18 protein-coding genes are annotated in these 23514 nt (G+C 37.0%); 13 read left to right on the top strand and 5 right to left on the bottom strand.

Going from position 1 to position 23514, the window contains the following annotated elements:
• Window positions 1-19: 19 nt before the first annotated feature.
• From IPI15_RS01010 to IPI15_RS00995, 4 genes are all read left to right on the top strand, one after another.
• Window positions 20-1588 (top strand): phosphate ABC transporter substrate-binding/OmpA family protein, encoded by a 1569-nt coding sequence (locus IPI15_RS01010; RefSeq protein ID WP_287402599.1) that lies wholly within the window; start codon window positions 20-22, stop codon window positions 1586-1588.
• Window positions 1589-1655: 67 nt separating this feature from the next.
• On the top strand, window positions 1656-2723 hold the full coding sequence (locus IPI15_RS01005) for an ABC transporter permease (RefSeq protein WP_287418848.1): 1068 nt from the start codon (window positions 1656-1658) through the stop codon (window positions 2721-2723).
• 3 nt (window positions 2724-2726) lie between these two features.
• The gene (locus tag IPI15_RS01000) at window positions 2727-3419 is read left to right on the top strand and encodes an iron-containing redox enzyme family protein (RefSeq protein WP_287402595.1); all 693 of its coding nucleotides are present in this window, start codon (window positions 2727-2729) and stop codon (window positions 3417-3419) included.
• 6 nt (window positions 3420-3425) lie between these two features.
• A complete protein-coding gene (locus IPI15_RS00995) occupies window positions 3426-4235 on the top strand; it encodes an ABC transporter ATP-binding protein (RefSeq protein ID WP_287418847.1) in 810 nt (269 codons plus the stop codon).
• Window positions 4236-5142: 907 nt separating this feature from the next.
• Here the strand turns inward: IPI15_RS00995 and rluF are convergent.
• Entirely contained in the window at window positions 5143-6435 is a 1293-nt protein-coding gene (rluF, locus tag IPI15_RS00990) for a 23S rRNA pseudouridine(2604) synthase RluF (protein ID WP_287402592.1), read from the bottom strand.
• Window positions 6436-6574: 139 nt separating this feature from the next.
• Between rluF and IPI15_RS00985 the strand changes: the two genes are divergently transcribed.
• From IPI15_RS00985 to IPI15_RS00965, 5 genes are all read left to right on the top strand, one after another.
• Complete coding sequence (locus tag IPI15_RS00985) at window positions 6575-8920, top strand: M14 family metallopeptidase (protein WP_287418846.1); 2346 nt, start codon at window positions 6575-6577, stop codon at window positions 8918-8920.
• Between the two features lie 620 nt (window positions 8921-9540).
• Entirely contained in the window at window positions 9541-10032 is a 492-nt protein-coding gene (locus tag IPI15_RS00980) for a hypothetical protein (protein WP_287402589.1), read from the top strand.
• Window positions 10033-10082: 50 nt separating this feature from the next.
• The gene (locus IPI15_RS00975) at window positions 10083-10721 is read left to right on the top strand and encodes a glycoside hydrolase family 25 protein (RefSeq protein ID WP_287418844.1); all 639 of its coding nucleotides are present in this window, start codon (window positions 10083-10085) and stop codon (window positions 10719-10721) included.
• Window positions 10625-10945 carry a glycoside hydrolase family 25 protein gene (locus IPI15_RS00970; RefSeq protein WP_353845286.1) on the top strand — a complete coding sequence of 107 codons (321 nt, stop codon included), beginning with the start codon at window positions 10625-10627 and terminating at the stop codon, window positions 10943-10945. The genes IPI15_RS00975 and IPI15_RS00970 overlap by 97 nt, the downstream gene beginning before the upstream one ends.
• 257 nt (window positions 10946-11202) lie before the next feature.
• Entirely contained in the window at window positions 11203-12537 is a 1335-nt protein-coding gene (locus IPI15_RS00965; RefSeq protein ID WP_287418842.1) for a UDP-N-acetylmuramate--L-alanine ligase, read from the top strand.
• A gap of 15 nt (window positions 12538-12552) precedes the next feature.
• Here IPI15_RS00965 and IPI15_RS00960 read toward each other — a convergent pair whose 3' ends face one another.
• The 4 genes from IPI15_RS00960 to IPI15_RS00945 form a co-directional block, all read right to left on the bottom strand.
• Entirely contained in the window at window positions 12553-13005 is a 453-nt protein-coding gene (locus tag IPI15_RS00960) for a PIN domain-containing protein (protein WP_287402585.1), read from the bottom strand.
• Window positions 13002-13208, bottom strand: coding sequence for a hypothetical protein (locus IPI15_RS00955; protein ID WP_287402584.1), 207 nt, complete (start codon window positions 13206-13208; stop codon window positions 13002-13004). The genes IPI15_RS00960 and IPI15_RS00955 overlap by 4 nt, the downstream gene beginning before the upstream one ends.
• A 423-nt stretch (window positions 13209-13631) precedes the next feature.
• Window positions 13632-17576, bottom strand: a complete 3945-nt coding sequence (locus IPI15_RS00950) for a M4 family metallopeptidase (protein WP_287418840.1) — start codon at window positions 17574-17576, stop codon at window positions 13632-13634.
• 959 nt (window positions 17577-18535) lie between these two features.
• A complete protein-coding gene (locus tag IPI15_RS00945) occupies window positions 18536-19399 on the bottom strand; it encodes a hydroxymethylglutaryl-CoA lyase (RefSeq protein WP_287402579.1) in 864 nt (287 codons plus the stop codon).
• A gap of 188 nt (window positions 19400-19587) precedes the next feature.
• On the opposite strand from IPI15_RS00945, the gene IPI15_RS00940 reads away from it, so the two are divergent.
• From IPI15_RS00940 to IPI15_RS00925, 4 genes are all read left to right on the top strand, one after another.
• Window positions 19588-20157, top strand: coding sequence for a YceI family protein (locus IPI15_RS00940; RefSeq protein ID WP_287418838.1), 570 nt, complete (start codon window positions 19588-19590; stop codon window positions 20155-20157).
• Between the two features lie 76 nt (window positions 20158-20233).
• Entirely contained in the window at window positions 20234-20761 is a 528-nt protein-coding gene (locus IPI15_RS00935) for a YceI family protein (RefSeq protein WP_287402574.1), read from the top strand.
• Between the two features lie 174 nt (window positions 20762-20935).
• Complete coding sequence (gene porG, locus IPI15_RS00930) at window positions 20936-21760, top strand: type IX secretion system protein PorG (RefSeq protein ID WP_287402572.1); 825 nt, start codon at window positions 20936-20938, stop codon at window positions 21758-21760.
• 205 nt (window positions 21761-21965) lie between these two features.
• The gene (locus IPI15_RS00925; RefSeq protein WP_287402570.1) at window positions 21966-23513 is read left to right on the top strand and encodes a GH3 family acyl-acid amido synthetase; all 1548 of its coding nucleotides are present in this window, start codon (window positions 21966-21968) and stop codon (window positions 23511-23513) included.
• Window position 23514: the final 1 nt, after the last annotated feature.

The following is a 23514-nucleotide window of genomic DNA, read 5'->3' as shown; positions in this document are numbered from 1 at the left end:
ACAACTTAATTAAAATAACATGGCTACACGTCTGACCCCTTTTTCTCGACTATTGATCGTAGTATTAATCTTGGCAGCAATCATCTTCGGTGGAAGATATCTCATCAATAAAGGTACCTTCGGTGACATTATGAATTCTGATAAAAAAGAAGCTACTGATGGCACAGATACTAAAATTACTGAAGGCAAAGCTTTACCAGACAATGGTGATGTCCTGAACGTACAATTTTTTACATTCGGTAATGCTGCTCCCGGTTTATACTTTAACAACGGTACTGAGCCAAATGAAAACTCGCGTTTCTTTAAAGATTACGGCCTAAAAGTTAAATTTCACATTATTGACGATTTTGATGCATCCAGACAAGCCTTTAAGGGCGATGTAGTGCAACTTTTCAACAATGAAACTAGTGCTATGGCTACTGAAATGGAAGGTCTAGCGCCATTTAATCCTCAGGTAGTCATGCAACTTGACTGGTCAAGAGGTGCAGATGCGGTAGTGGCTAAAAGAGGTATCAATAAGATCAATGATCTGAAAGGCAAGAAAATAGCCGTTACTTATTATACACCTTCTCAAACCTTACTGCTGTTCATGCTTGAAGCAGCCAACCTAAAGCCTTCTGATGTAACGATGGTGGAAGTACCTACGACAGCTGAAGCAGAAACTGCCTTCAAAAGTGGAAAAGTAGATGCAGCAGTAGTTTGGGATCCACAAGCTTCATTGCGTGATGTCCCTGGTTCAAAAGTGTTACAATCTACTGTGACTGCTTCAAATATCATTGCAGATGTATTGATGGGCAAAAAAGCCTGGATTGATGCAAATAAGGATAAAGTGACCAAATTTTACAATGGCTGGATGAAGGCTGTAGCCGAGATTAATTCTAACGAAGCAAATAGAGATAAAGCTGCATCAATTATGGCTGCCAATCTGCAAATGAGCAAAGAAGATGCATTAGGTATGATGGGGGCACTTAGATTAACCAACCACGGTGATAATGTAAATTTCTTTGGTCTAAATAATAGCTATAGAGGAATTACAGGAGAAGCTCTTTATACTAAAATGGGTAACAAATATGAGTCTCTTGGATTTGCACCTGCCAACAGACCTAATTGGAGAGCTCTATCAAACAGTTATGCAGTTGCAAATTCTGAACTGACTGCCACCGGCACATCAGAAGGAGAAGGAAACTCAAAATTCACTCCGGCTACATCTGACCAAAAGAAAGCACCTGCTGTGGCTATTAAAACTGTAAGTATTACATTCCCTACAGGAAGCTATAAACTTGATGAAAATTCAAAATCTTTGATCGATCTTCAGTTTGCTGATGTAGCAAGAGGATTCGCTAACGCAAGAGTCAGGATAGAAGGTAATACCGATAATGTAGGCGATAAGCTTAAGAATATTGAACTGTCAAGAAAAAGAGCAGAATCAGTAGCTCAATACCTTCAAAGTACATACAGTATGGATTACAATCGATTCATAATCATAGGAAATGGACAGGACAAACCCGTAGAAGGATGCGAAAGCAATTCAACGGCTGATTGCAAAGCTAAAAATAGAAGAACTGAATTTCAGTTAATCGGAGAATAATAAAACTTAATGGCGATTTATTCGGAAGAATGAATCGCCATTTTCATTTAAATAACATACACACTTAATGAATTTATTCGAATTAAGAGGGAATCTTCCAGTAAGGACCAAACTCATATTAGAGATCATAGGTATATGTATGTTGCTTTTACTCTGGTATGTTATAACAGCAGGATCAGAACCCATCGTTCCTTCAGGTATTCTGCCTTCACCGGGCAGAGTCATTCAAGCCATGGTAGCTGTTTTTTATGAAAATGATTTAATTACCAATTTATTCAGATCTATAGGACTCAATCTATCAGGATATATCGAGGCGGTAGTGATCTCCATCATATTTGGTTTCCTAGTTGGATTGTTTCCATTATTCAGAGGATTATTTAATCGTCAGATAGAGGCTTTCAGATTTATACCGCTTACTGGTGTGATTGGATTATTTATCGTTTGGTTTGGACTTGGAACGGAGATGAAAGTGCATTTTCTAGCATTTGGGATCTTGATCTATATGCTGCCAGTTATTGTGACAAGAATCAATGACGTAGAAGAAGTTTACCTCAAAACAGCCTATACGTTGGGAGCATCGAAATGGCAAACTATTAAAACCGTATATTTTCCGCATGTATTATCAAAGTTTTCAGATGATATACGTGTGTTGACTGCGATTTCATGGACTTATATTATTATCATCGAAAGTATTGGGAATCAGGGTGGATTAGGAGCTTTAATGTGGAGGACAGGAATTCGTCAAGGCAACATTGATAAATTATTTGCAATGCTATTTATCATTATTGTTATTGGCTTTCTGCAGGACAAATTATTCGTCATGCTTGATAGAAGACTATTTCCATTTAAGTATTTAAAAGAGGCGACAAAGACTGCCGGGATGCTTAAGAATGATTCCCCAATTAAGAATGCAGTTAATCACATTACTCCCTACATAGGTATAATCATTGCAGCTACGATCTGTATACTGCTTATTAATGAATACACAGGCTTTTTGGGCAAGGATAATATATTGAGTAATGCTTTCGGGGATACATATCCCTTGATGGCTTTTTTGTTAGGAGCTATTTCTACTTGGATCCTTTACGATTTTATCACAAAAACGAATGTGATTAGAAAACCAAAAAAAGCTTAAGAAATGCCGCAGGAGTTATTAAACAAGCTTGAAATTGAATTGAGTCCAAAAATAAACGAAATTCTGAACCATCCTGTCATTAACAGCATCCAAAAAGGTGAACTAACAAGGGATCAACTTCGTAAATTCGCTATTCAATATTCTATCTATTGTGGCTATTTTCCAAGATTTTTGTGTGCATGCGCTGCTAATATTCCTGATGATCAAACCAGAATGTCACTGATTGAAAATCTTTGGGAGGAGCATGGGTCAGGCCTTCTCTCAGGTTCCCACAGAGTTTTATTTGAAAAATTTTGTTTGTCCCTTGGTATTACTTCTGAAGAATTAAAGCATGCTAAACCACTACCCTCCACTCAGATATACGTAGAATATGTTCTTAATATGTGTCAGGACGGGAGTTTTATAAAGAGTCTAGGTGCACTTGGACCAGGTACAGAATTTTTTACCTCTCAGGAGTATGAATTAATTTATAAAGGTCTTCAGAAAGTCGAAGGATTGACAGAATCAGACCTTGAATTTTGGTCTATTCACATCACTTTGGATGACCACCATTATGCTGATATGCTCACATCTATCATTCCTTGGCTGAATACTGAAGAAAACAAGGAATTATTCAGAGAAGGTGCTGAACGTGCAGTCGATCTCGAGATCCTGTTTTGGGATGGTATAGAAGATGATTTATTTGGAAAAGACTAAAATTACATGGCAACATATATATATCCTACGCACAAAGAACCGAAAAAGATCGTTGATCTGACAGGCATTGCTCAGTCTTACAATAATGGGCAGAGCTATATCATCAAAGACCTGAATTTTGCAGTTCAGGAACAAACTGATAAAGGTAAGTTTATTGGCCTGTTGGGAGCTTCTGGTAGTGGTAAGTCCACTTTACTTAGATATATTGCCGGACTTCAGATACCAACTGCTGGAAATGTCCTCATTAATGGCGCCACTCCTTCTGCGGATAATAGAGTGAGTGTTGTTTTTCAGGAATACAGTTCCATGCCTTGGTATACTGTACTCGAAAATGTAGCTCTAGCGCTTACTTACAAAGGTATGTCAAAGAAAGAACGCAATGAACGCGCCATGGAGATGATTGAATTGGTTGGTTTATCCGGTCATGAAAACAAATATGCACAAATCCCTGGTCTATCCGGAGGCCAACTCCAACGTGTGGCCATCGCCAGGAGTTTACTTGCCAATAGCAATATTCTTTTGATGGACGAGCCATTCGGAGCTCTTGACATCAACACCAGACTGCAAATGCAGGATTTACTTTTAAGTCTACAGGAAAAATTCAAGATGTACGTGATCTTCGTTACCCACGACATATCTGAAGCAGTCTATCTTTCGGATGTCATCTACATGATGAAAAAAGCCCCTTCTCTAATCGAAGAGGAGATCATCATTAATTTACCGGATCACCGCAGCCGCGACCTGAAACGGGACCCCAAGTTTATCGATCTGGTGTATCAGGTAGAGGACGTGATGGTGAGATTGTCGGAGGATTAAATGGGTGATGGGTGATGAGTAATGAGTAATGAGTAATAAGAGCAAGCTGAACTTCTTGATTTATACTTCAGGCGATTATTGAGATATTGGATGTTAAATGTTGAATGTTAGAGCTGGAAGAACTTCATGATATAAATATAAGGTGATTATTGGACTTCAGAAAAATGTAATAAATTAAATCCCGCCTAAAGCTTACAGCCATCGTAAGGCCTGAAAGGTCGTTTCCCTCCAGCGAATTGCGAAAGCTGTTCGCGTATAAACGAAACGTTTGTGATTTAAAAAAATCCGTGTAATCCGCTTAATCCCTCTAAAATCCCTGCCTTATTTGGCAGGCAAGCGTGATTCAGAAAAAATAGGTAATCAGTAACCAGGGAACGTATTAGCATTTAAATAATCAGTAATTATTACAGAAAAGCTTAAAATTAAAATGACTTTTCATTCTTCGCGTTCAATAGCCCTTGACTTTAGTCAGGTGAAAAAATCCAATAACAAAATAACATAAAGGCCTGAAAGGTCGCCTCCCCTCAGCGAATTACAACAGCTGTTCGCGAAATAATGAAAAATATTACAAATAAAACAAATCAGTACAATCACCATAATCATCCAAATCAATGGTCCAGACAAATTGATAATAGGTGATCGGGTAATGAACTTCATGATTTATATTTAAGGCGATTATTGAGATGTAGAAATATGAATTATTCTCTATAATTAAATGCGAAATGGATCGTAAAATTTACAAAAGGAATCTGCAAGGACAGGTCGCGACCTGTCCTTACAGATTCCATTTGTAAATTACTATAATACTATTCAACGGACAAGGGCAAGCCTTGTCCCTACAATCATCCTATTCAACGGACAAGGGCAAGCCTTGTCCCTGCAATCATCCTATACTATTATACTTTCCCTAACTCTTCTTCCTATTAAACCTATTAAAGTTGGTCTTTTTCGGGGCCTTCGGTCTTGACTTCCCTACCCTGGCACCAGTAACATCTTTACTGTCTTTTTCATCTTTTTTACCGGCATATTTTGAATATTTGGAAGGAAGGGTTTTGCCGTCTTTGTCTTTAGCTTTTCTTGGATTGGAATTTGCATCGGGTGTAACTCTACGTTTAGGATTTTCTTTGGTGAAGTTTACTTTTTCTCTTGGCTCCACGGGCCCCATAGTTTCCATCTTTTCAAGATAGGCGGCACGATCTGATGGCTTAAATCCTCTGATCATGGCGGCTGTGACCGGAGCTCTACCTTTTGGCTTTTCCTTTACTTCAGCAGAAGGAGCCGGCTTCTTCGGCGCAACATTCTTTTTGAAAGGCGCCTTTTTTAATGGCTCTTTACGAGTACTTTCCTTCTTTGACCCATCTTTTTTGAGCCCTGCCTTCTTCACTTCCTTTCCTCCGTCTTCGAACATACTAAAATCAGGTCTTGCGTCCTTATCTTTTACCTTTCTAATAGGCTTCACACGGCTGTTTTCTTTTTTAATATCAGCTTTATCGCAGATCTCCAATAATTTATCTACTTCATCATTATCGAGTACACGCCATTCACCATTACCTATTCCTCGAAGCGTGATATGCATGATCCTGGTGCGTTCAAGTCTTACTACTTCATGGCCGAGATATTCACACATTCTTCGGATTTGCCTGTTCAGACCCTGAATCATAACGATTCTAAAGGAAGTTGGGCTAACCTGGGTGACCTTACATCTTTTTGTGACCTTCCCCAATATTGGCACACCCTGAGACATTTCGGTAATAAATTCTGGCTTTATCGTATGAGCGACATGTACTAGATATTCCTTTTCATGATTGTGCTCAGCCCTAAGGATTTTATTGACGATGTTACCATCATTGGTGAGGAGGATCAGACCTTGCGAATCTTTGTCCAGTCTACCTATTGGAAAAACTCTGGAAGTATGATTTACATAATCTACAATGTTGCCCTTCACACCACTTTCAGTAGTACTCGTGACTCCGATCGGTTTATTCAAAGCAATATATACGCGCTCTTCTCCTTGAAAGTTATCCAGTTCTATGCCATTAATTCTAACTTTATCACCTATATTGATCTTGTCGGCTTTCATAGCTAATTTGCCATTAACGAAAACACCTCCTTTCTCTATATATTTATCTGCCTGCCTTCTTGAACAAATACCATTATCACTGATAAATTTGTTCAAGCTGATACTTTCCTTTTTATTCATGACGCAAAGATAAACAATCCAATTGGAACTGGTATCAGACAAATATCATCATCTACTTTCACTAATTCAATCATTAATATATGTAAATATTATTACATATCATATTTCGCACTATCTTTGATGTTATAAAACCATATCCATGTTTTCCAATAAAAGTCTGTTCGGCATCGCATTTATCCTGATGTTGTCCATCATATCGCTCTCTGCGCAAGAGATACAAAACGATTACAAACTGATCAAAGTCGATTTAAGAGATATAAATATGTCAGAATTAGCCGCGCTAGGATTGGAAGTCGATCATGGAATTCATGCTCAGGGCAGATATTGGATGAATTATCTGGGAGAAAATGAGCGGAATCTTTTGTCTTCAAAGCATATAAAATTTACCATCCCGGATCCTGAAGAACTGGCTGCAGTAAGGCCAAGAGAGGATGTTTGCCCAAAACCTGAGCAGCTAGAGCATCCGGATCCTAATAATTTTAGATTGGGTAAGATGGGTGGCTATTATACTTTGGCAGAAATGAATTCTATCCTTGACTCCATGCATTTGCTCTATCCAAATCTAATTTCTTCCCGAATTGATATTTCTAATTTTAAAACATTTGAAGGCCGTCCTATCCAATATCTTCGCATGTCAAATCAACCAAATACTGTTCAGAACAAACCGAAGATTCTATACACTGCCTTGCATCACGCCCGTGAACCGATGGGCCTTACACAACTGATCTATTTCATGTGGGATCTGTTGGAGAATTATTCGAAAGATCCAGAACTAAAAGAGTTATTAGATAATTCTGAATTATATTTTGTTCCATGCATCAACCCTGATGGATACGAATATAATTATGCTTTAAAACCAAATGGTGGTGGAATGTGGAGAAAAAACAGACACATTGACAACCCAAATGACTCGCAGGGTGTAGATCTTAATAGAAATTACGGGCTTACATGGGGCTATGATGATACCGGATCCAGTCCAACAGGAAATTCTGATGTTTATAGAGGAACAGCAGCTTTTTCAGAACCAGAGACACAGGCTATTGCCTTTCTTATAGATCAATATCCATTTTCATTGGCTTTAAATTACCACACTTATGGCAATTATCTGATCCATCCATGGAACCATATAGACGATCCTTGTCCGGATGATGAGTCTTTTAAAAATATTGGAAGAACTTATGCACAACAAAATAAATTTGCAATTGGAACCGCTCAGGAAACTGTTGGTTATAAAACAAATGGCGGTTCGGATGACTGGATATATGCACATGATGCAGGACAGAAAGTCTATTCTATGACGCCTGAATTGGGACTGCAGGAGGATGGTTTTTGGCCGGCAAAATCGAGAATAAGAGATCTGGCGAAAACAACACTTAAGGGAAATCAATTGTGGTCAAAAATGGCGCACCGATATTTTGAATTATCCATATTAGATCCGCTATACCTTATCAAATCAACTGACAATCAAATTGATATACTCATAAACAGAATTGGGGTAGAGCCTGGCCAAGTAACATTAAAAGTGAAAGTACTGAGTGGCAATGCACAGATAAGTAAAAGCATTTTTAATTATTCACTCAATACTAATCAGAAGAAAATAGACTCATTTACCCTAAATCCGGATGCTTCTGCGCAAATTGGGTCAGAGATCAAAGTTGAATTAAAAAAAGAAATGGGTCTTATCAATGAATTTGATACCGTCACCTATATTGTTCAGGGAAGTAAAATCTCAGAAGTTGATTACTGTGATGAATTATCGACAATTGAACCACAAGGAAAATGGGGATTAGATACAGAGTTTTATTATTCGGCGCCAAGCTCATTTTCAGATTCTCCAGGCAATGATTATGAGAATGAAAGTAATTCATCAATGATCTTTAATAAAGAATATTTTATACCAACAGACGGTCAATCATTTCTAACTTTTTGGACAAGATGGGATATTGAAGCGAACTATGACTTTGCACAAGTGTATGCTGTCACAGAAGAAGGTAAAATACCACTGTGCGGCAAATATACCAAATCCGGAAATTCATTACAAGATGATAGCCAGCCAGTATATGATGGAAACAATACGCAATGGCTTAAAGAACAAATGTCCTTGAAAGATTTTGCCGGCCAAACTATTAAAATCGGGGTAAGATTTGTGTCTGATGAACTTGAAGCAAGAGACGGTTTTTTTATCGACGATGTCGAAGTTTCGACTTTTTCGGAAGTCTCTGCAATTAATGAATATAATCCTACTTTCAATCTAAATATCTATCCCAATCCTGCAAGCTCTGTTTTAAATATAGAAGCAAATCAACAAAACTATTCTGGTCAGATGATAATCAGAGATATTCTGGGGAAACAGGTGATTGGGAGGAAATACGATTCATCTCAACTTAATTCTATTGATATTACGCTATTAAGTCCGGGTATTTATTTCCTTGAACTTACCCTCACAAATGGACAGAAATTAATTAAGAAATGGGTGAAAGGCTGAATTATTTAACTTCGATTAATAATATATGCTAATTGAAATTTGAGATTTCTGCTTCGATCGAGGATTTATTATATTGTTTGGAGTTTGAGGTTTGATGTTTGAGGTTTGTCAATAAGCAACAAAAGTTTTGTTTGATTGAGAAAAATATTAATTAACCATAACCGCGTAAGCAGCATCGTAGATAATTACACGTATGATGCTTCGGATATAACACGAAACGCAAATTTAATCAAGACCAATTATAAAATTTCATTTCGTATAAATTATACAATTAATTAAGATAAAGCTTTGATGGCTTATTCATTATTTTGGCAGATTCCTCCCTTCAGTCGGAATGACAAAATATTTTTTACCCGTATCCCATCGACTTAGCGTCATTCCGATCGAAGCGACGAATCATTATTTACTAAGTCATTTCTTTTTCCCTTTGTGCAATTTGTTATAGACACGATTCTATTGAAATAATCTTGATATACGCTAAGTGTTGAAGTATTGTGAAAAAATATACCCACTTTAAAATTAATATTAGTTTTACGTTCTTTAAAAGTAAATTGAAAACGAACTGTCTAAATTTTCTATTCAATCTCAATTCTAATTTCACATATTTTAAATTAATAAACATGAAAATCATCAGAATCTTAGCTATCGTTATTATCCTGGTTGCAGCAGCACTAATAGCTTACTTTGCATTGACTCCTAAATTAGCCCCTGAGTTCGTTTCGGTGGATAAGATATCAGTCGGGAATGTGACAATGCTGCCCACACCTTCATTCGACCTGGCAGCTGAACTTGAATTTAATAATCCCAATTCTTTTGGGCTCAATATTGAAGAAGTCAGTTGCGAAGTTTTCATTGAAGACCAAAATGTCACCAAGATTACTCATAATAAAAAGATTGAAGTACTCCCAAACGCGCACTTCTCGGTTCCCCTGGATAATAATATTAAATTGAATGAACAGGTTTTTAAAAAAATATTTGGAGCTAACCTTTTTCAAAGCTTACTTTCCAATGAATTGAAAATGAAGTTTGTAGGAGAAATGACTATTTCAAAGTTTGGTATTTCGAGAAATGTTCCTTTTAGTTACGATTATAAATATAATATATTACAATAATTTATCATATTACAAAATTTCTTAATACATTTGCCTCTCAATATTAAGTCATGGCAGAGCGCAAAAAAATTATCCCTACAAAAAAACCTCCCGTTAAGCGCAGTCCAATAGCGCGCAAACCGTCAATGTTAAAGACGAAAACCCCAATCAGCGAGAAAAAAATCATTTTTGGAACAGCTTTTTTGGTTTTGATAATTATGGTTATGATCCATCTATCAGGCTGCCTCAATGAACTTAAGGCTGAGAAAATAGCACGGTCATACATAAAGTGCAGAGAATTTGGCATCCATATGCCTACGCTTTATCCAATCAATGGAATAGATGTTTCAATACATCAAGGCCAGATGAATTGGAAACTTTTGAAAGAAGTAAGTTCTGATGATATAAAAATAGATTTCGCCTTTATAAAGGCTTCGGAAGGTAGGACCAGAGTAGATCCCTTCTTTAAGTATAATTGGGAACAAGCCGAAAAATATGGATTCATCCGAGGTGCTTACCATTTCTTTCTACCAAATAAAAGTGGGAAAGAACAAGCAGCATTGTTTTTAAAACTGCCAATCTCGAAGACGGAGATCTCACCGCTGTATGCGATATCGAAATCACAGGCGGCGCTGATCAGGAAACACTCAACCTTAACCTTGCCGAATGGCTCGACGCAGTTGAAAAAGCCACCGGGAAAAAACCATTGATCTATTCCTCTAAGAAATTTTATGAAAAATATCTAAGAGAAGAATTTTCTGATTATCCACTGTGGATAGCTCATTTCAATGTTCCTGGACTTGAACTTGAATCAGGTTCGAAGTGGCCTTTCTGGCAACATAACGACAAAGGGCGTGTGAAAGGGATTAAGAAAAATCTGGACTTCAATGTATTCAATGGTTCAATGGAAGAGTTGGATCAACTACGGATTTAATTGATAATTGTTATTTGTTATCTAACGCTTCATAGTTGGATATCGTATTAGTAATCAGTAATCAGTAATCAGTAATCAGTAAAAACTCAAATAAGAGATATCTTGTTCATAATCAGATAGTATTTGTTGCCTATAAAAATCAATATTATCTCTTTTGCTCATAAAAGCCATTGGCCATCAGCCATTAGCTATAAGCTTATCAATTTACAATACGGAGTATTCATTTATAATTTATCATTTACAATTTATAATTAACAGTGAAAATACATCTCATAGCAATCGGCGGAGCCATCATGCACAATCTGGCCATGGAACTTCATGATAATGGACACATAGTCACAGGGAGTGATGATGCCATATATGATCCGGCATTGTCCAGACTTGCCGAAAAGGGCATTTTGCCGACAGAATTTGGTTGGCATCCGGAACGTGTCACGAATGAACTTGACTTGGTAATATTGGGTATGCACGCCAGGATAGACAATCCTGAACTGTTAAAAGCACAGGAGATTGGTGTTAAGTTGATGTCCTTTCCTGAATTTATGTACGATCATGCTAAAGATAAAAAACGCGTCGTAATAGCCGGAAGTCACGGAAAAACGACTACTACTTCTATGGTATTGCACCTTCTGAAAAGTGCCGGCAGAGAAGTAGATTTCCTTGTTGGGGCACAACTCGAGGGATTTGGAAATATGGTCAAGCTGTCCGATGCACCAATAGCTGTGTTCGAAGGAGATGAATATACAGCTTCACCGTTGGATCTTCAACCAAAATTCATGCATTACAAACCTGACATTTCAGTCATCACGGGTATTGCCTGGGATCACGTCAATATATTTGACACCCATGAGAAATATATGTACCAATTCGAACTCCTCATACAGGATACATTAGAACGAGGTAAACTTATTTATTACGAACACGATCAGGATCTTGCTCACCTTGCCAATCATTATCAGGGTATCAAGCAAGCATATGAAGCATTTGACAACAAAGTCTCAGGATCAGGTAGTGAATTGATTTTCGGCGGGCACTCCTACCCTGTTCAGTTTTTTGGTCAGCACAACTTTGAAAATGTGAAGGCGGCCTATTATGTAGTGAAAGAATTAGGCTTGTCCGATGAAGAGTTTATAGCAGGAGTGCAAACAATGCCTGGGCCCGCACGCAGACTGGAGGTGATCAGAAGTTTGGAGTCACACACTACATATTTCGACTTTGCGCACGCACCATCTAAAGTCAATGCCACAGTCAAAGCAGTGAGGGAAAGACATCCTGAAAAAAAGCTGATAGCCATCCTCGAACTGCATACTTTCAGCAGCCTTGATAAAAATTTTATTCCACAATACGCTCACACTCTTGATCCTGCTGATGAAGCTTACATCTTTTACAATCCCGAGACAGCGAAGTCCAAAAGAATGGAGATCGCAGAGCCGGAATTTTTGATTCATGCATTTGAGCGCGATGATATTAAAGTAATTCAGGAAAAAGATGAATTAGAGCAGCTTTTATTGAATGTTCCTACGAAGGATACTGTCCTGTTAATTATGACTAGCGGTAATTTTGGTGGATTGGATGTGAGGAAGATGTTTTAAGTTGCTATGCTAAACTTATTTTTTTTCCAATTTTGCAAGACGTATCTTAAATAATTCGTCTGTTGTCAAAAAGTTCTTAAAGCCCTTTTTTGCAAGTCCTTTAATAAGTTGTTTATCCCCACTCCAAATTTTGCATTTGAAATGTTTTGAATAAGCTATGTAGTGCGTGTCTTTAGGATCAACATCTATGACGAGTTTTTCCGCAGCAATCCATGTTGATTCTTTGATTTGTTCCTCTGATATAAATTTTACGCCCTTACAAATGTGAAATTCAGCTTCTCTAACCTGGTCAGAATCCATGCCAGAAATTTTGCAAAGCTTCGATAAATGATTTTGAATTTCAGTTCTTAAAAAATTAGGAGCTATAAATTCAAAATGCTTTGATGAGTTTATCAAAAGGTCTCCAATTTTCCCATTGGAGTTCAGTATTCCACTAAAGACGATATTGGCATCTATAATTACTTTCACTTAATGAATCGATTCCGGTTTTGTGACCACCATGAATCATTAACCTCGTCAGCAAGTTTGTCTACATCTGATTGTTTTGCTTTGCTCTTTGAAGTTGCTTCCAAATATTTTACATAATCGATAATACTTTGAAGCCCAAAGCTGTCAATGTTAGAAGAAACTGTAATTGTTATTTGGTTGCTATCTGTTCGCTCGATTAACATAAGCTCAATGTTTTAATACCCAAAGGTAATAAAAATAATATCCAAATTGTTGCTGATTATTTGCGCTATAGGAAACAAAAACAGGAGTCTACCTCAATTCCAGAGATGGTTTGTTAAAATTAAGCATCCTTCATGACCAAAAAGTTAATTGTCGTATGATTAAAATTTTTGACCAATTAGGAATTCTGGTATTATATAGAAAAACATTTTAAGATGAGAAGAAAATAGACTTGGAAACAATTGTTTCTATCGGCTTATTTCAGTATAAAGTATCTCCATCCTGAGAAAAATTACTTAATTCCGGAAAATTGATAATCACCAGATAGGGCAAAATTCAATTAAAAAAGAAAAGACGCCGCAACTGCAACGTCTTTTCATTTTGAGCAAAAAATAATTCTTTCGTGGTTCAGGCCACAAATTTCTTTAATCTATTTTTATAAATTTATTTATAAATTGCTCCGTTTGGTCCTTATCCTCAGACCAAATTATTGTAAAAAATCCATTGCTCAATTCTTGAACATTGATCTGTTCGCCCGGAGCAATAGTACTACTTTGAACTACGAGTCCTGAAGCATCAATAATCCTGTATCTAACTTGTGCATTCAACTTATGATCCAACATGATGAATTCCCTGCTAGGATTAGGATAGAGATTTGACTTCTTAGAAGTAGCCTTGATATTGCTATCAGTATCAATCACTATGCTAGAATTTTTAATACTTACATTTACAAAATAAGCATATTCACATCCTCCTTCATTGTATACTAGGACAACGTATGTGCCTACATTTTTAGGCCCGGCATTGTAAATAACCGGGTTTTGTTCAGTTGAAAAGAATCCATTAGGACCAGTCCATTGATAGGAACTTCCGCCTGTTGAGGATAGTTGCAATTGTTGACCAGTAGAAATTGGATTTGGACTTGCATTTGCTGATCCAAGTATCTGATTATACACTGCTATATTGACACCAGCCGTAGCTTTACAACCCGTGGCTCCGGTAGCAGTCACATTGAAAATACCAGACATATAAGAAGGAATATTTTCTATCCATGGATTCTGCAATGTGGTTGTGTATCCATATGGACCTGTCCATTTATAGGTTTTTCCGCCAGAGGACAATAATTGAACAGCACTACCTTCACAAACTGTTAGATCGCTTGCATTGGCGGTAACAGCAGGAGGGGCAACTATATTGACGTTGGTAGAAGCAACATCTGTGCAGCCATTAGGACTGGTCACAGTGACAGTGTATATTCCTGAATTCAATACAGTGACATTATTAATCACAGGATTAGTTAGATTTGATAAAAATCCATTGGGCCCGGACCATGCCTTACTTCCATTTCCTCCGGAAGTTAGAGAGAGGTTATTACCTATACAAGCAGTAGACAAATCATGACTAGCAGTAGCAACTGGTGGAAAGTAAACTTGTATTGCTACCGTTTTGGTAACAGAACATCCAAATTGATTGGTGATTATAACAGAATATTTGCCACCTTGATTAAAAGCATTGATCAAAAGACTGGGATTTTGTTGAGTAGAACTAAAGCCCATAGGTCCGCTCCATTGATAAGATACTCCCCCTGAAGCAAAGAATTGAACTACAGAACCTACACAAGGTTTCAACGTACTGACTGAAATTACTCCCACTGGCAAAGGATTGACCGTCACATTCACATTTGTAGCTGCAGGACAACCTTCAGCACTAGTTACTGTAACAGTATATAACCCTTCTTGATTCTCTGAATTCACAAGGAATGCAGGATTTTGTTTTCCTGATGTGAACCCATTAGGTCCTGACCATTGATAGGTAGCTCCACCTGTGGATGAAAGAATTAGAACACTTCCTACACATACAGGATTAGGATTAGCTAATGCTGTTGGCACAGGTGTTTGATTGACTGTCACATTTACGTTAGCATTATCGGCACATCCTTGTGCTGAAGTCACTGTGACTGTATAAACACCAGACTGGCTAGCCTGAATATTATTAATAATAGGGGATTTAAGATTACTCGCAAATCCTCCTGGGCCAGACCATGCATATGTTCCGCCACCTGAAGAATTTAAAGTAAGTGCATTACCTGAACAAATTGGATTTGGACTTGCCAATGCTGTTGCCACAGGTGTTTGGTTTACTACTACATTCACATTAGTGTTACTTAAACAACCATCTCCTGAAGTCACTGTGACTGTATAAATACCTGCTTGATTGAGTTGAATGTCATTAACACTTGGAGATTTGATATTACTTGCAAAGCCTGCCGGACCGGACCACTCATAGCTAATCCCTCCTAACGCATTTAGGATAAGATCACTGCCTGTGCATATAGGATTAGGGTTTGCAAATATTTGTGCTACCGGCAGAGGGTTGACAATAACATCAATACCAACCGTTTCTTCACATCCATTAGAGAATGTTACTGTCACTTGATAATAACCACTATAACCTGCCTGCGCATTATTTCGTACAGGATTCTGATCAGTTGAAACAAAGGCAGCTGGTCCTGTCCATGCGTATGATGTTCCGCCTGTAGCAAATAAGTTGATTGGCTTTCCAACACAAACTGTCGGATCACCTACACTAATACCCGCCTTTGGAAAGGCATCTCCAACTCCCACCGCATGCCATGCATTCATGACAGCTTTCATCTCAGGAGAACAAACTCCCCAGATATCCGTAACTGCAGCAATGGACGCATCTCTTGCATCAGCATAATCACTTGTCGGACCTAAATAACTTAACAAACAATTGTATGCAATTACAGCTGCTTGATTAAATCCTATAGCAGGTACATCGTAATCATCTCCATTATCGTTGGTGCCTGTTCCCCCTACTGCCATTAAGTAAAACCAAAAATTCTGCACTCCGCTGTTGGTGTGAACACCTCCAAAATCGTTTGCACCATTGTACCAGTTAGTTCCCAAATATGTATCGGGTTGGCCCTTATCTTTGGGGTTTGATAAGTTTCTGATATAGCCACCGTCTCTTTCAGCTCCCATCAACCAATCATTCGTGCCATTTGAATATAGCTCCAGTGCCTCGCCAAAGATATCACTAAAGGATTCATTCAATGCACCGGATTCATTTTGATATTCCAATTCAGCTGTTGAACCAGTTACTGCATGGGCATATTCATGCCCTATTATGTCAAGCGTGGCATAAGAATTAGTAAGAGGACCTCCTCCACCAGAACCTACCTTCATAGTTCCACCGGTGAATGACATAGAGGCATTGTTAGAAGAAGGCTGACACCCTGCCATCGAACTATTTCCATCAAAAATAGCATTTATATATCCATTTACAGCACCGTCAGCATCATCGTAGCTATCACGCAGGTAGACATTTTTCCAGAGCTTATAGGCTTGCTTTGTATACCACATTACTGAGCCGGCAAATATTTCGCTTTGAGTATCCCAAACATTATCAGTGTTTGTGATTTCAAAAGGAGCACTAGTACAATCAGCACTACCCCAATCCCTAACATAGATGACAGCAGCGTCACAATCATCGCGCATTCTGTAATCATTGGCTGTATATTTGTCTGTCGAGATATTTTTAACTCCGTTAAATATTGTATTAGTAGTCGCTGGGGTACAATTTGATTCCAGAGGAACGACATTTTCAACAACTCCAGATGACGCGTTGACCAACATTCTGAATGCTCTATCCGGGCTCGCAGAATAAATATCAAACTGGTATATTTTTATACGCTTTCCATCATTATTGATCCACCACATTAATTCACCCTTAGGAGCGTAAGTGGCCTTAGGATCATTTTTATGTTCTTTGATCTCCTTTTCCCAATATGGAACTTCTGATTTCAATTTAGATACATCTTGAGTTTCAAGTCCTAATTTTAATGCCTCGGTTGCAGTGATGATATCTGACCTTGCTGGTACATTATCTGCAACCACTGCAAAACCGTTAAAAGAAGTCACTCTATTATTTTTTATGTGGACTAAATAGATGGCATTCTTGACTGGAATACCGTCAATGCTTTGCTGTAAGGTTACATGTTCGATACCTTGCTTATCAATCTGTGATTTTGTTATTGCAAAATCAACACCAGGCTTGGTCTTTAAACTTTTCTTAAGCCATGGTATAAATTGACCCTTTGTGATTTTAATATCTTTTTTTAATCTTACATTGGATGGCATATTATTTCCTTCCTTCATAGTGATTTGATCTGCTTCTGCAATCATTTTAGAAGCTTGTTCTGCAGAGTAAACTGTAGATTTTGAATTCTTTTGTTGGGCATAATTTTCTGTTATTGAAACAGAAAGAATTAAATAACAAATAAGTAAGTATTTGCTTTGAAAAATTGCTTTGAAATTTAAAATTTTTAAGTAAGTTACTGTGTTCATTTTAAAAAAATTAAAGTGTTATTAAATAATAAATTTAATAGTGTTATAAAAAATAATTCACAAGTATCTGCCAGCTAGTGCAGCATAAAGGATGACAAAAAAATGATGTATTAAAGTGGAATGTAGATCGATAATTAATTATCTCCTTAATTTCAATGCAAAGTTATCGCAGAGGTGAATGGCAAAATATACTTCAAATGTAAAAAAGTGTAAAAAAGTATAAAAATGGATATTTGGCACAAGATGGCGGGTGATGGGTGATGGGTAATGGGTAATGGGGTGATAGGGTGATAGGGTGATAAGGTGATAAGGTGATAAGGTGATAAGGTGATAAGGTGATAAGGTGATAAGGTGATAAGGTGATAAGGTGATAGGGTGATAAGTGATGGATAATCCGTGATAGATAAGTAAAATTTAATCTTTTAATATTACTTAAATATTAAAAGAATCATATTAATTTGATATTTCCAATCAAGTTGACAGTTTTTTTAAGCAAAAGAAATAACCGTTATAGAACATAACGTAAATGCAATAAAAGTAATTAATGTAAACTTACTGAATACTATTAGCTTTAATGAATTGTAGATATCTACCAAAACGAAATTGCAAATGCAGAATGCTACAAAGAGCAAGACGAAAATTTTGAATAATACAATTGTGTTCATAAATCATTCTTAAAATGAATAAATCTTAATTCAATTGAAAAGAGACTTAATAAATATAATCTAGTTGACTAGCCCTAAAACCAGACAAAAAAGATGAAATACTAAAAGTGTGTGAACTAAAATAAATTGAAAGAATGTCGGACTCAAAAAATATAAGTTAAGATAGATGATAATATTCCTAAAGTCCTAAAATATATTACAAAGCTAAACAAATTATCAGATCTCCGTCAATTTAAATTCCTTAATTCTATGGAATTCATGAAAATCTTGAACTATGTTAAGAATATAAGCTGATCATAATGTAGGAAATATTCTTTCAGCCATCTGCATTGCAATGCCAAACTCCTCCAGATCAATGCCTTCCAGTCTATCTTTCTCAGAAAGATAAGCAATCACATTCTCTGTGGCCATATTTCCAACAAGGTCATCTTTGGCCATAGGACAGCCACCAAAGCCTTTTATAGCTGAGTCCATTCGTAAGCATCCACTTGAGAAAGCAGCATCTACCTTCTCAAACCATTTATTAGGACTTGTATGAAGGTGTGCTCCAAACTCTACTCTTGGATATTTGGAGATCAGCCCTGAGAACAAATAATCGATACTCTCAGGATTCGATACACCAATGGTATCAGATAGAGACATTATACTAATACCCATTTTATATAGTCTGTCAACCCAGTTTTCAACTATCTCCAGATTCCATGGATCACCATAAGGGTTGCCAAATCCCATACTAAGGTACAAGACTAGTTTTTTACCTCTTTTTTCACAGATCTCATGGATGTCTTCAACTCGGATAAGAGATTCCATAATGGTAGCATTCGTATTCCTTCTTTGAAATGTTTCTGATATGCTAAAAGGATAGCCCAAATAGGTCACTTTGTCCTGTTCTGATGCTTGCAGTGCACCTCGAACGTTAGCTATAATGACTAATAATTCAGTCATGGATGAACCGATATCGATCTTTTCTAAGACTTCAGCAGTATCAGCCATCTGCGGAATTGCTTTGGGCGAAACAAAACTTCCACAGTCAATTGTATCATAACCGACTTTCAACAGTTGATTAATAAATGCGATCTTGTCTTCAGTTGGAATGAAGTCATGAAGACCTTGCATGGCGTCCCTTGGGCATTCTATCAACTTAATTTTCTTGGACAAAACGTTATATTTAGCTATTACTATTTTTCAAAAGTAAACATTTAACTTTAATCTAAACCGTCTTGAGCAATAAACTTAATGTACATTAAGAAAGAATAATTTTTGAAACAATATTATTGATGTTATGTTACCTCTTTTTGAAAAATCGCCCAGTTTAATTTGAATTAATTTACAAAAAACAATATTTTATGAAGAAATTTTCTTTTTTAGCAATGATGATGTTATTTTCAATAGTAACATTTGCACAGACATGGAATGTAGATGGAGTCCATTCAAGATTAGGGTTTAAAGTGACTCGAATGACAATCTCTGAATTCCAGGGCAACTTTAAATCTTATGAAGCAAAAATTATTGAAGGCAAATCTGGTTTTGAAGGTGGAATGATCGAAGTAAAAATAGATACAAGATCTATCAATACAGATAATGAATCACGAGATAATCATTTGAGAAGTGCAGACTTTTTTGATGCAGATAAATATCCGACTATAACTTTTAAAAGTTCTTCAATCAAAAAATTAAGTGACAAGATGTACAGTGCGGAAGGGGATATGACTATGAAAGGTATAACTAAGAAGATCATGCTTAATATTAAAGTAAATGGAACGACTGTTAACGAAAGGAATAAAAAAGAAATCGCTGGTGTGACAATTACAGGAGATTTTAAAAGGAGTGATTTTGGTATTGCTGCAGAAATGCCAGAGGCGGTGCTTTCTGATACAATTAGCCTATATGCCACCGGAGAATTTTCAAAGGGGTAATTAAATAATAAATCTTGGTGAGAAGCTGTTAATAATAACGGCTTCTCCCTCTTTTAAATTAATAGATCTCTATAAAATGAAAAAATTAATATTCATTGGATTTGCCATATTCAGCCTGGTTTCCATTTCTGCTTTTACTTTATTGTCAGATTGGAAGATCGATTCAGGATACAGTATTAGTTTTGATAGTGATGATGCAAGCGGTGATTTTGAAAAATTCTCAGGCAAGATTTCATTTGATCCAAAGAATTTGAAAAGCAGCAATTTCGATGTAGTAATTGATGTGGCCTCTATCAATACAGGAAATTGGCTTCAAGATAGGCATGCAAAAAATGATGAGTGGTTCGATGCAGAAAAATTTCCAACTATCACCTTCAAATCCTCGAAAGTATTTAAGACTGCCTCTGGTTATTTCACAGAGGGTACACTGACCATCAGGGAAATATCTAAAATTATAAAGATTCCATTCACTTTCACCCCAAATGCTGGAAATGGCATATTTGAAGGAGGATTTACTGTAAACCGTATGGATTTTAAAATTGGAAAGGAAGGCAAAGTAAAGGATCAGATCAAAATAAAACTTAAAGTTCCTGTTACAAACTAGCATTGATCTTCTTTGATCTCTTACAATTCATAAGTATTTGCTATTCACCTACATATGACTATTATTATCAATATTACTGAATGTAAAGTCCTTCATAGTTGAATAGTCTATCCAGGATATTTCACATAACAATAAGAATTATAGTACCTTTGACGTTTATTTATAAAATATAGCGTGGTAAGATTATTTTTCTTTTTCACTTTCATTATTATTTGTCTTCAATTATCTGCTCAAAGAGGTTATGAGGTCGGAGGAAGTATCGGCTCAGCATGGTATTTCGGTGACATAAATAATGAGTTGAAACTTAACAGTCCGGGAGCAACGATCGGCGTAGCATCAAGATTTAATTTTGATGAAAGGATATGCTTCAAGCTGGGTATTAATTATATTATGCTCAGAGGTTTCGACAGCAAATCCGACAATTTATATCAACAAGCGAGAAATATTAGTTTCAACAATCACCTTGGAGAAGCTTCAGGTCAAATTGAAGTAAACTTCCTTACCTATCGCCATGGAAGTCGGGACGATTGGTATACTCCTTATATGTTTACCGGAGGATCTATTTTCGCACATGCTCCCAGGGCAAAATATGATGGAAAATGGCAAAACCTTCGGGCATTGGGCACTGAGGGGCAGCAAAACGGGAATGAATATTCCATTACAGCACTTTCTTGGTTGTATGGTATAGGATTTAAAATGGACTTTTCTTATGAGTGGAGTCTAAATATTGAAATATCCTCACGTCAGACATTCACAGATTATCTTGACGATACCAGCAATAAATATGTTGATAATCTACAGCTAATATACGACCGGGGCCAGCTAGCCGCGGATCTTGCTGACCCTTCCATAATAATCCCGGGATATAATGACGCTAAAATCGGTACTGAAGGTCGTCAGAGAGGCGATAAAGATTCAAAAGATGGATATATGACATTCAGTGTCGGTCTAATGTACTATTTTGGCCAAGTTAGATGCCCTGAGATCTTAAAATATTGATAAAGTATTTAAAAAATGGTATCGATTTGAACCATTTGATGTACATTCGTATCTAATATTATACTAAAAAATAGTATTATCTTTTCGTTAATTCTTGTATTGGAGTTGGTTTTGAAATATTAATTGTAAAAACATGCTTTAAGTTAGGATTATCTACGAAAATTATTGAATTTCAACATTTTAACTATCGAATAAAAGGTACGCAGTGTTAGGTCATTTTGTAGAAAAAGCTTTCAGGGTTGCCAATATTTTACGACGGCCCTTAAAAAATCCATCTCTAGTTCAATCGCAGATACTAACACAACTGATGCTTAAAGCTCAGAACACCTCATTTGGAATACATTACAATTTCTCATCCATTATTTATAGGCCAGACGCAGTCGCTGAATTCAGGAAGAATGTTCCAATCTTTGACTATGATAAGATTTATAATGAATGGTGGCATCTTCTTTTAGAATGTAAGGGAGATGTGTGTTGGCCGGGAAGAATTAAAAATTTTGCACTTAGCTCCGGAACATCTGGCGCTTCATCAAAATATATACCAATCTCAAAAGATATGCAACGCTCGATGCGGAAGGTTGGCCTAAGAATGTTTATGTCTTTGCCCAATCTCGGCATTCCTGCACCTATGTTTAACAAAGCCATGCTCATGATCGGCGGTTCTGCTTCTCTGACTGAAGTACACGATTATAAAATGGGGGATCTCAGCGGCATCAATGGCGCTTCTCCTCCATTCTGGATCAAGGGTTATTATAAGCCGGGTACAGAAATAGCTAAGACAAAAGACTGGAATGAGCGCACCAGAATCATTGTAGAAAATGCTCCAAAATGGGATGTAGGATATGTATCAGGAATTCCTTCATGGGTACAGATGACCCTTAAAGCTATTGTAGATCATTACAAACTCGAGACGATCCACGATATGTGGCCTAATCTTTCCGTATTCGTCACTGGTGGGATTAGTTACAAACCCTATGAAGCAAGTCTTAAGGAGATCTTCGGTAAAGAAGTCCTTATGCTTGACAGCTATTTGGCCTCTGAAGGTTTTCTTGGTTATCAAGCCAGATTAGGAACCTCGGCCATGCGTTTAGTACTAGACAATGGGATTTTTATGGAATTCGTCCCTTTTAATGAAGAAAATTTCGACGAGGATGGTAATATCTATCCGCATGCAAATGCTCTATTAATAGATGAAGTGGATGATAGAACTGATTATGCACTGCTTCTATCTACTAACAGTGGTGCTTGGAGGTATCTAATAGGTGACCTTGTTCGATTTACCGACGTGGCAAAACAAGAAGTGGAGATTGTTGGCAGGACGAAGCATTTCTTAAGTGTTTGTGGCGAACATCTTTCAGTAGACAACATGACCAAAGGAATCCTGGATGTGCAAAAATCAATGGATTTACCAATTCATGAATTTACTGTGTCATCAGTTAAATGTGGCGAATCATTCTGTCATAAATGGTACGTAGCTGTAGATCAACAGGCATCTGCTACCGAAGTAGGAAAGATTCTTGACCACTCACTCTGCGAGATCAATGATGATTATGCCACAGAGCGAAAAGCAAATGTACTGATAGAGCCAAAGATCGAACTTATTCCGACTCAATGGTTTTACGACTACATGGAGAAACAAGGCAAACTCACCGGCCAGACAAAATTTCCCAGAGTGATGAAAAACAAACTTTGGGATCAGTGGGAAAATTTCATTAAAGAAAAAAAGGGATTATTAGTATCCCAGTACGACTAAC

This window comes from Candidatus Brachybacter algidus, from assembly GCF_016707225.1.
In the GTDB taxonomy this organism is placed as follows: Bacteria; Bacteroidota; Bacteroidia; order Chitinophagales; family Saprospiraceae; genus Parvibacillus; species Parvibacillus algidus.
The sequence above is the reverse complement of the archived record's forward strand: the minus strand, read 5'-3'. Positions and strand labels throughout refer to the sequence as shown.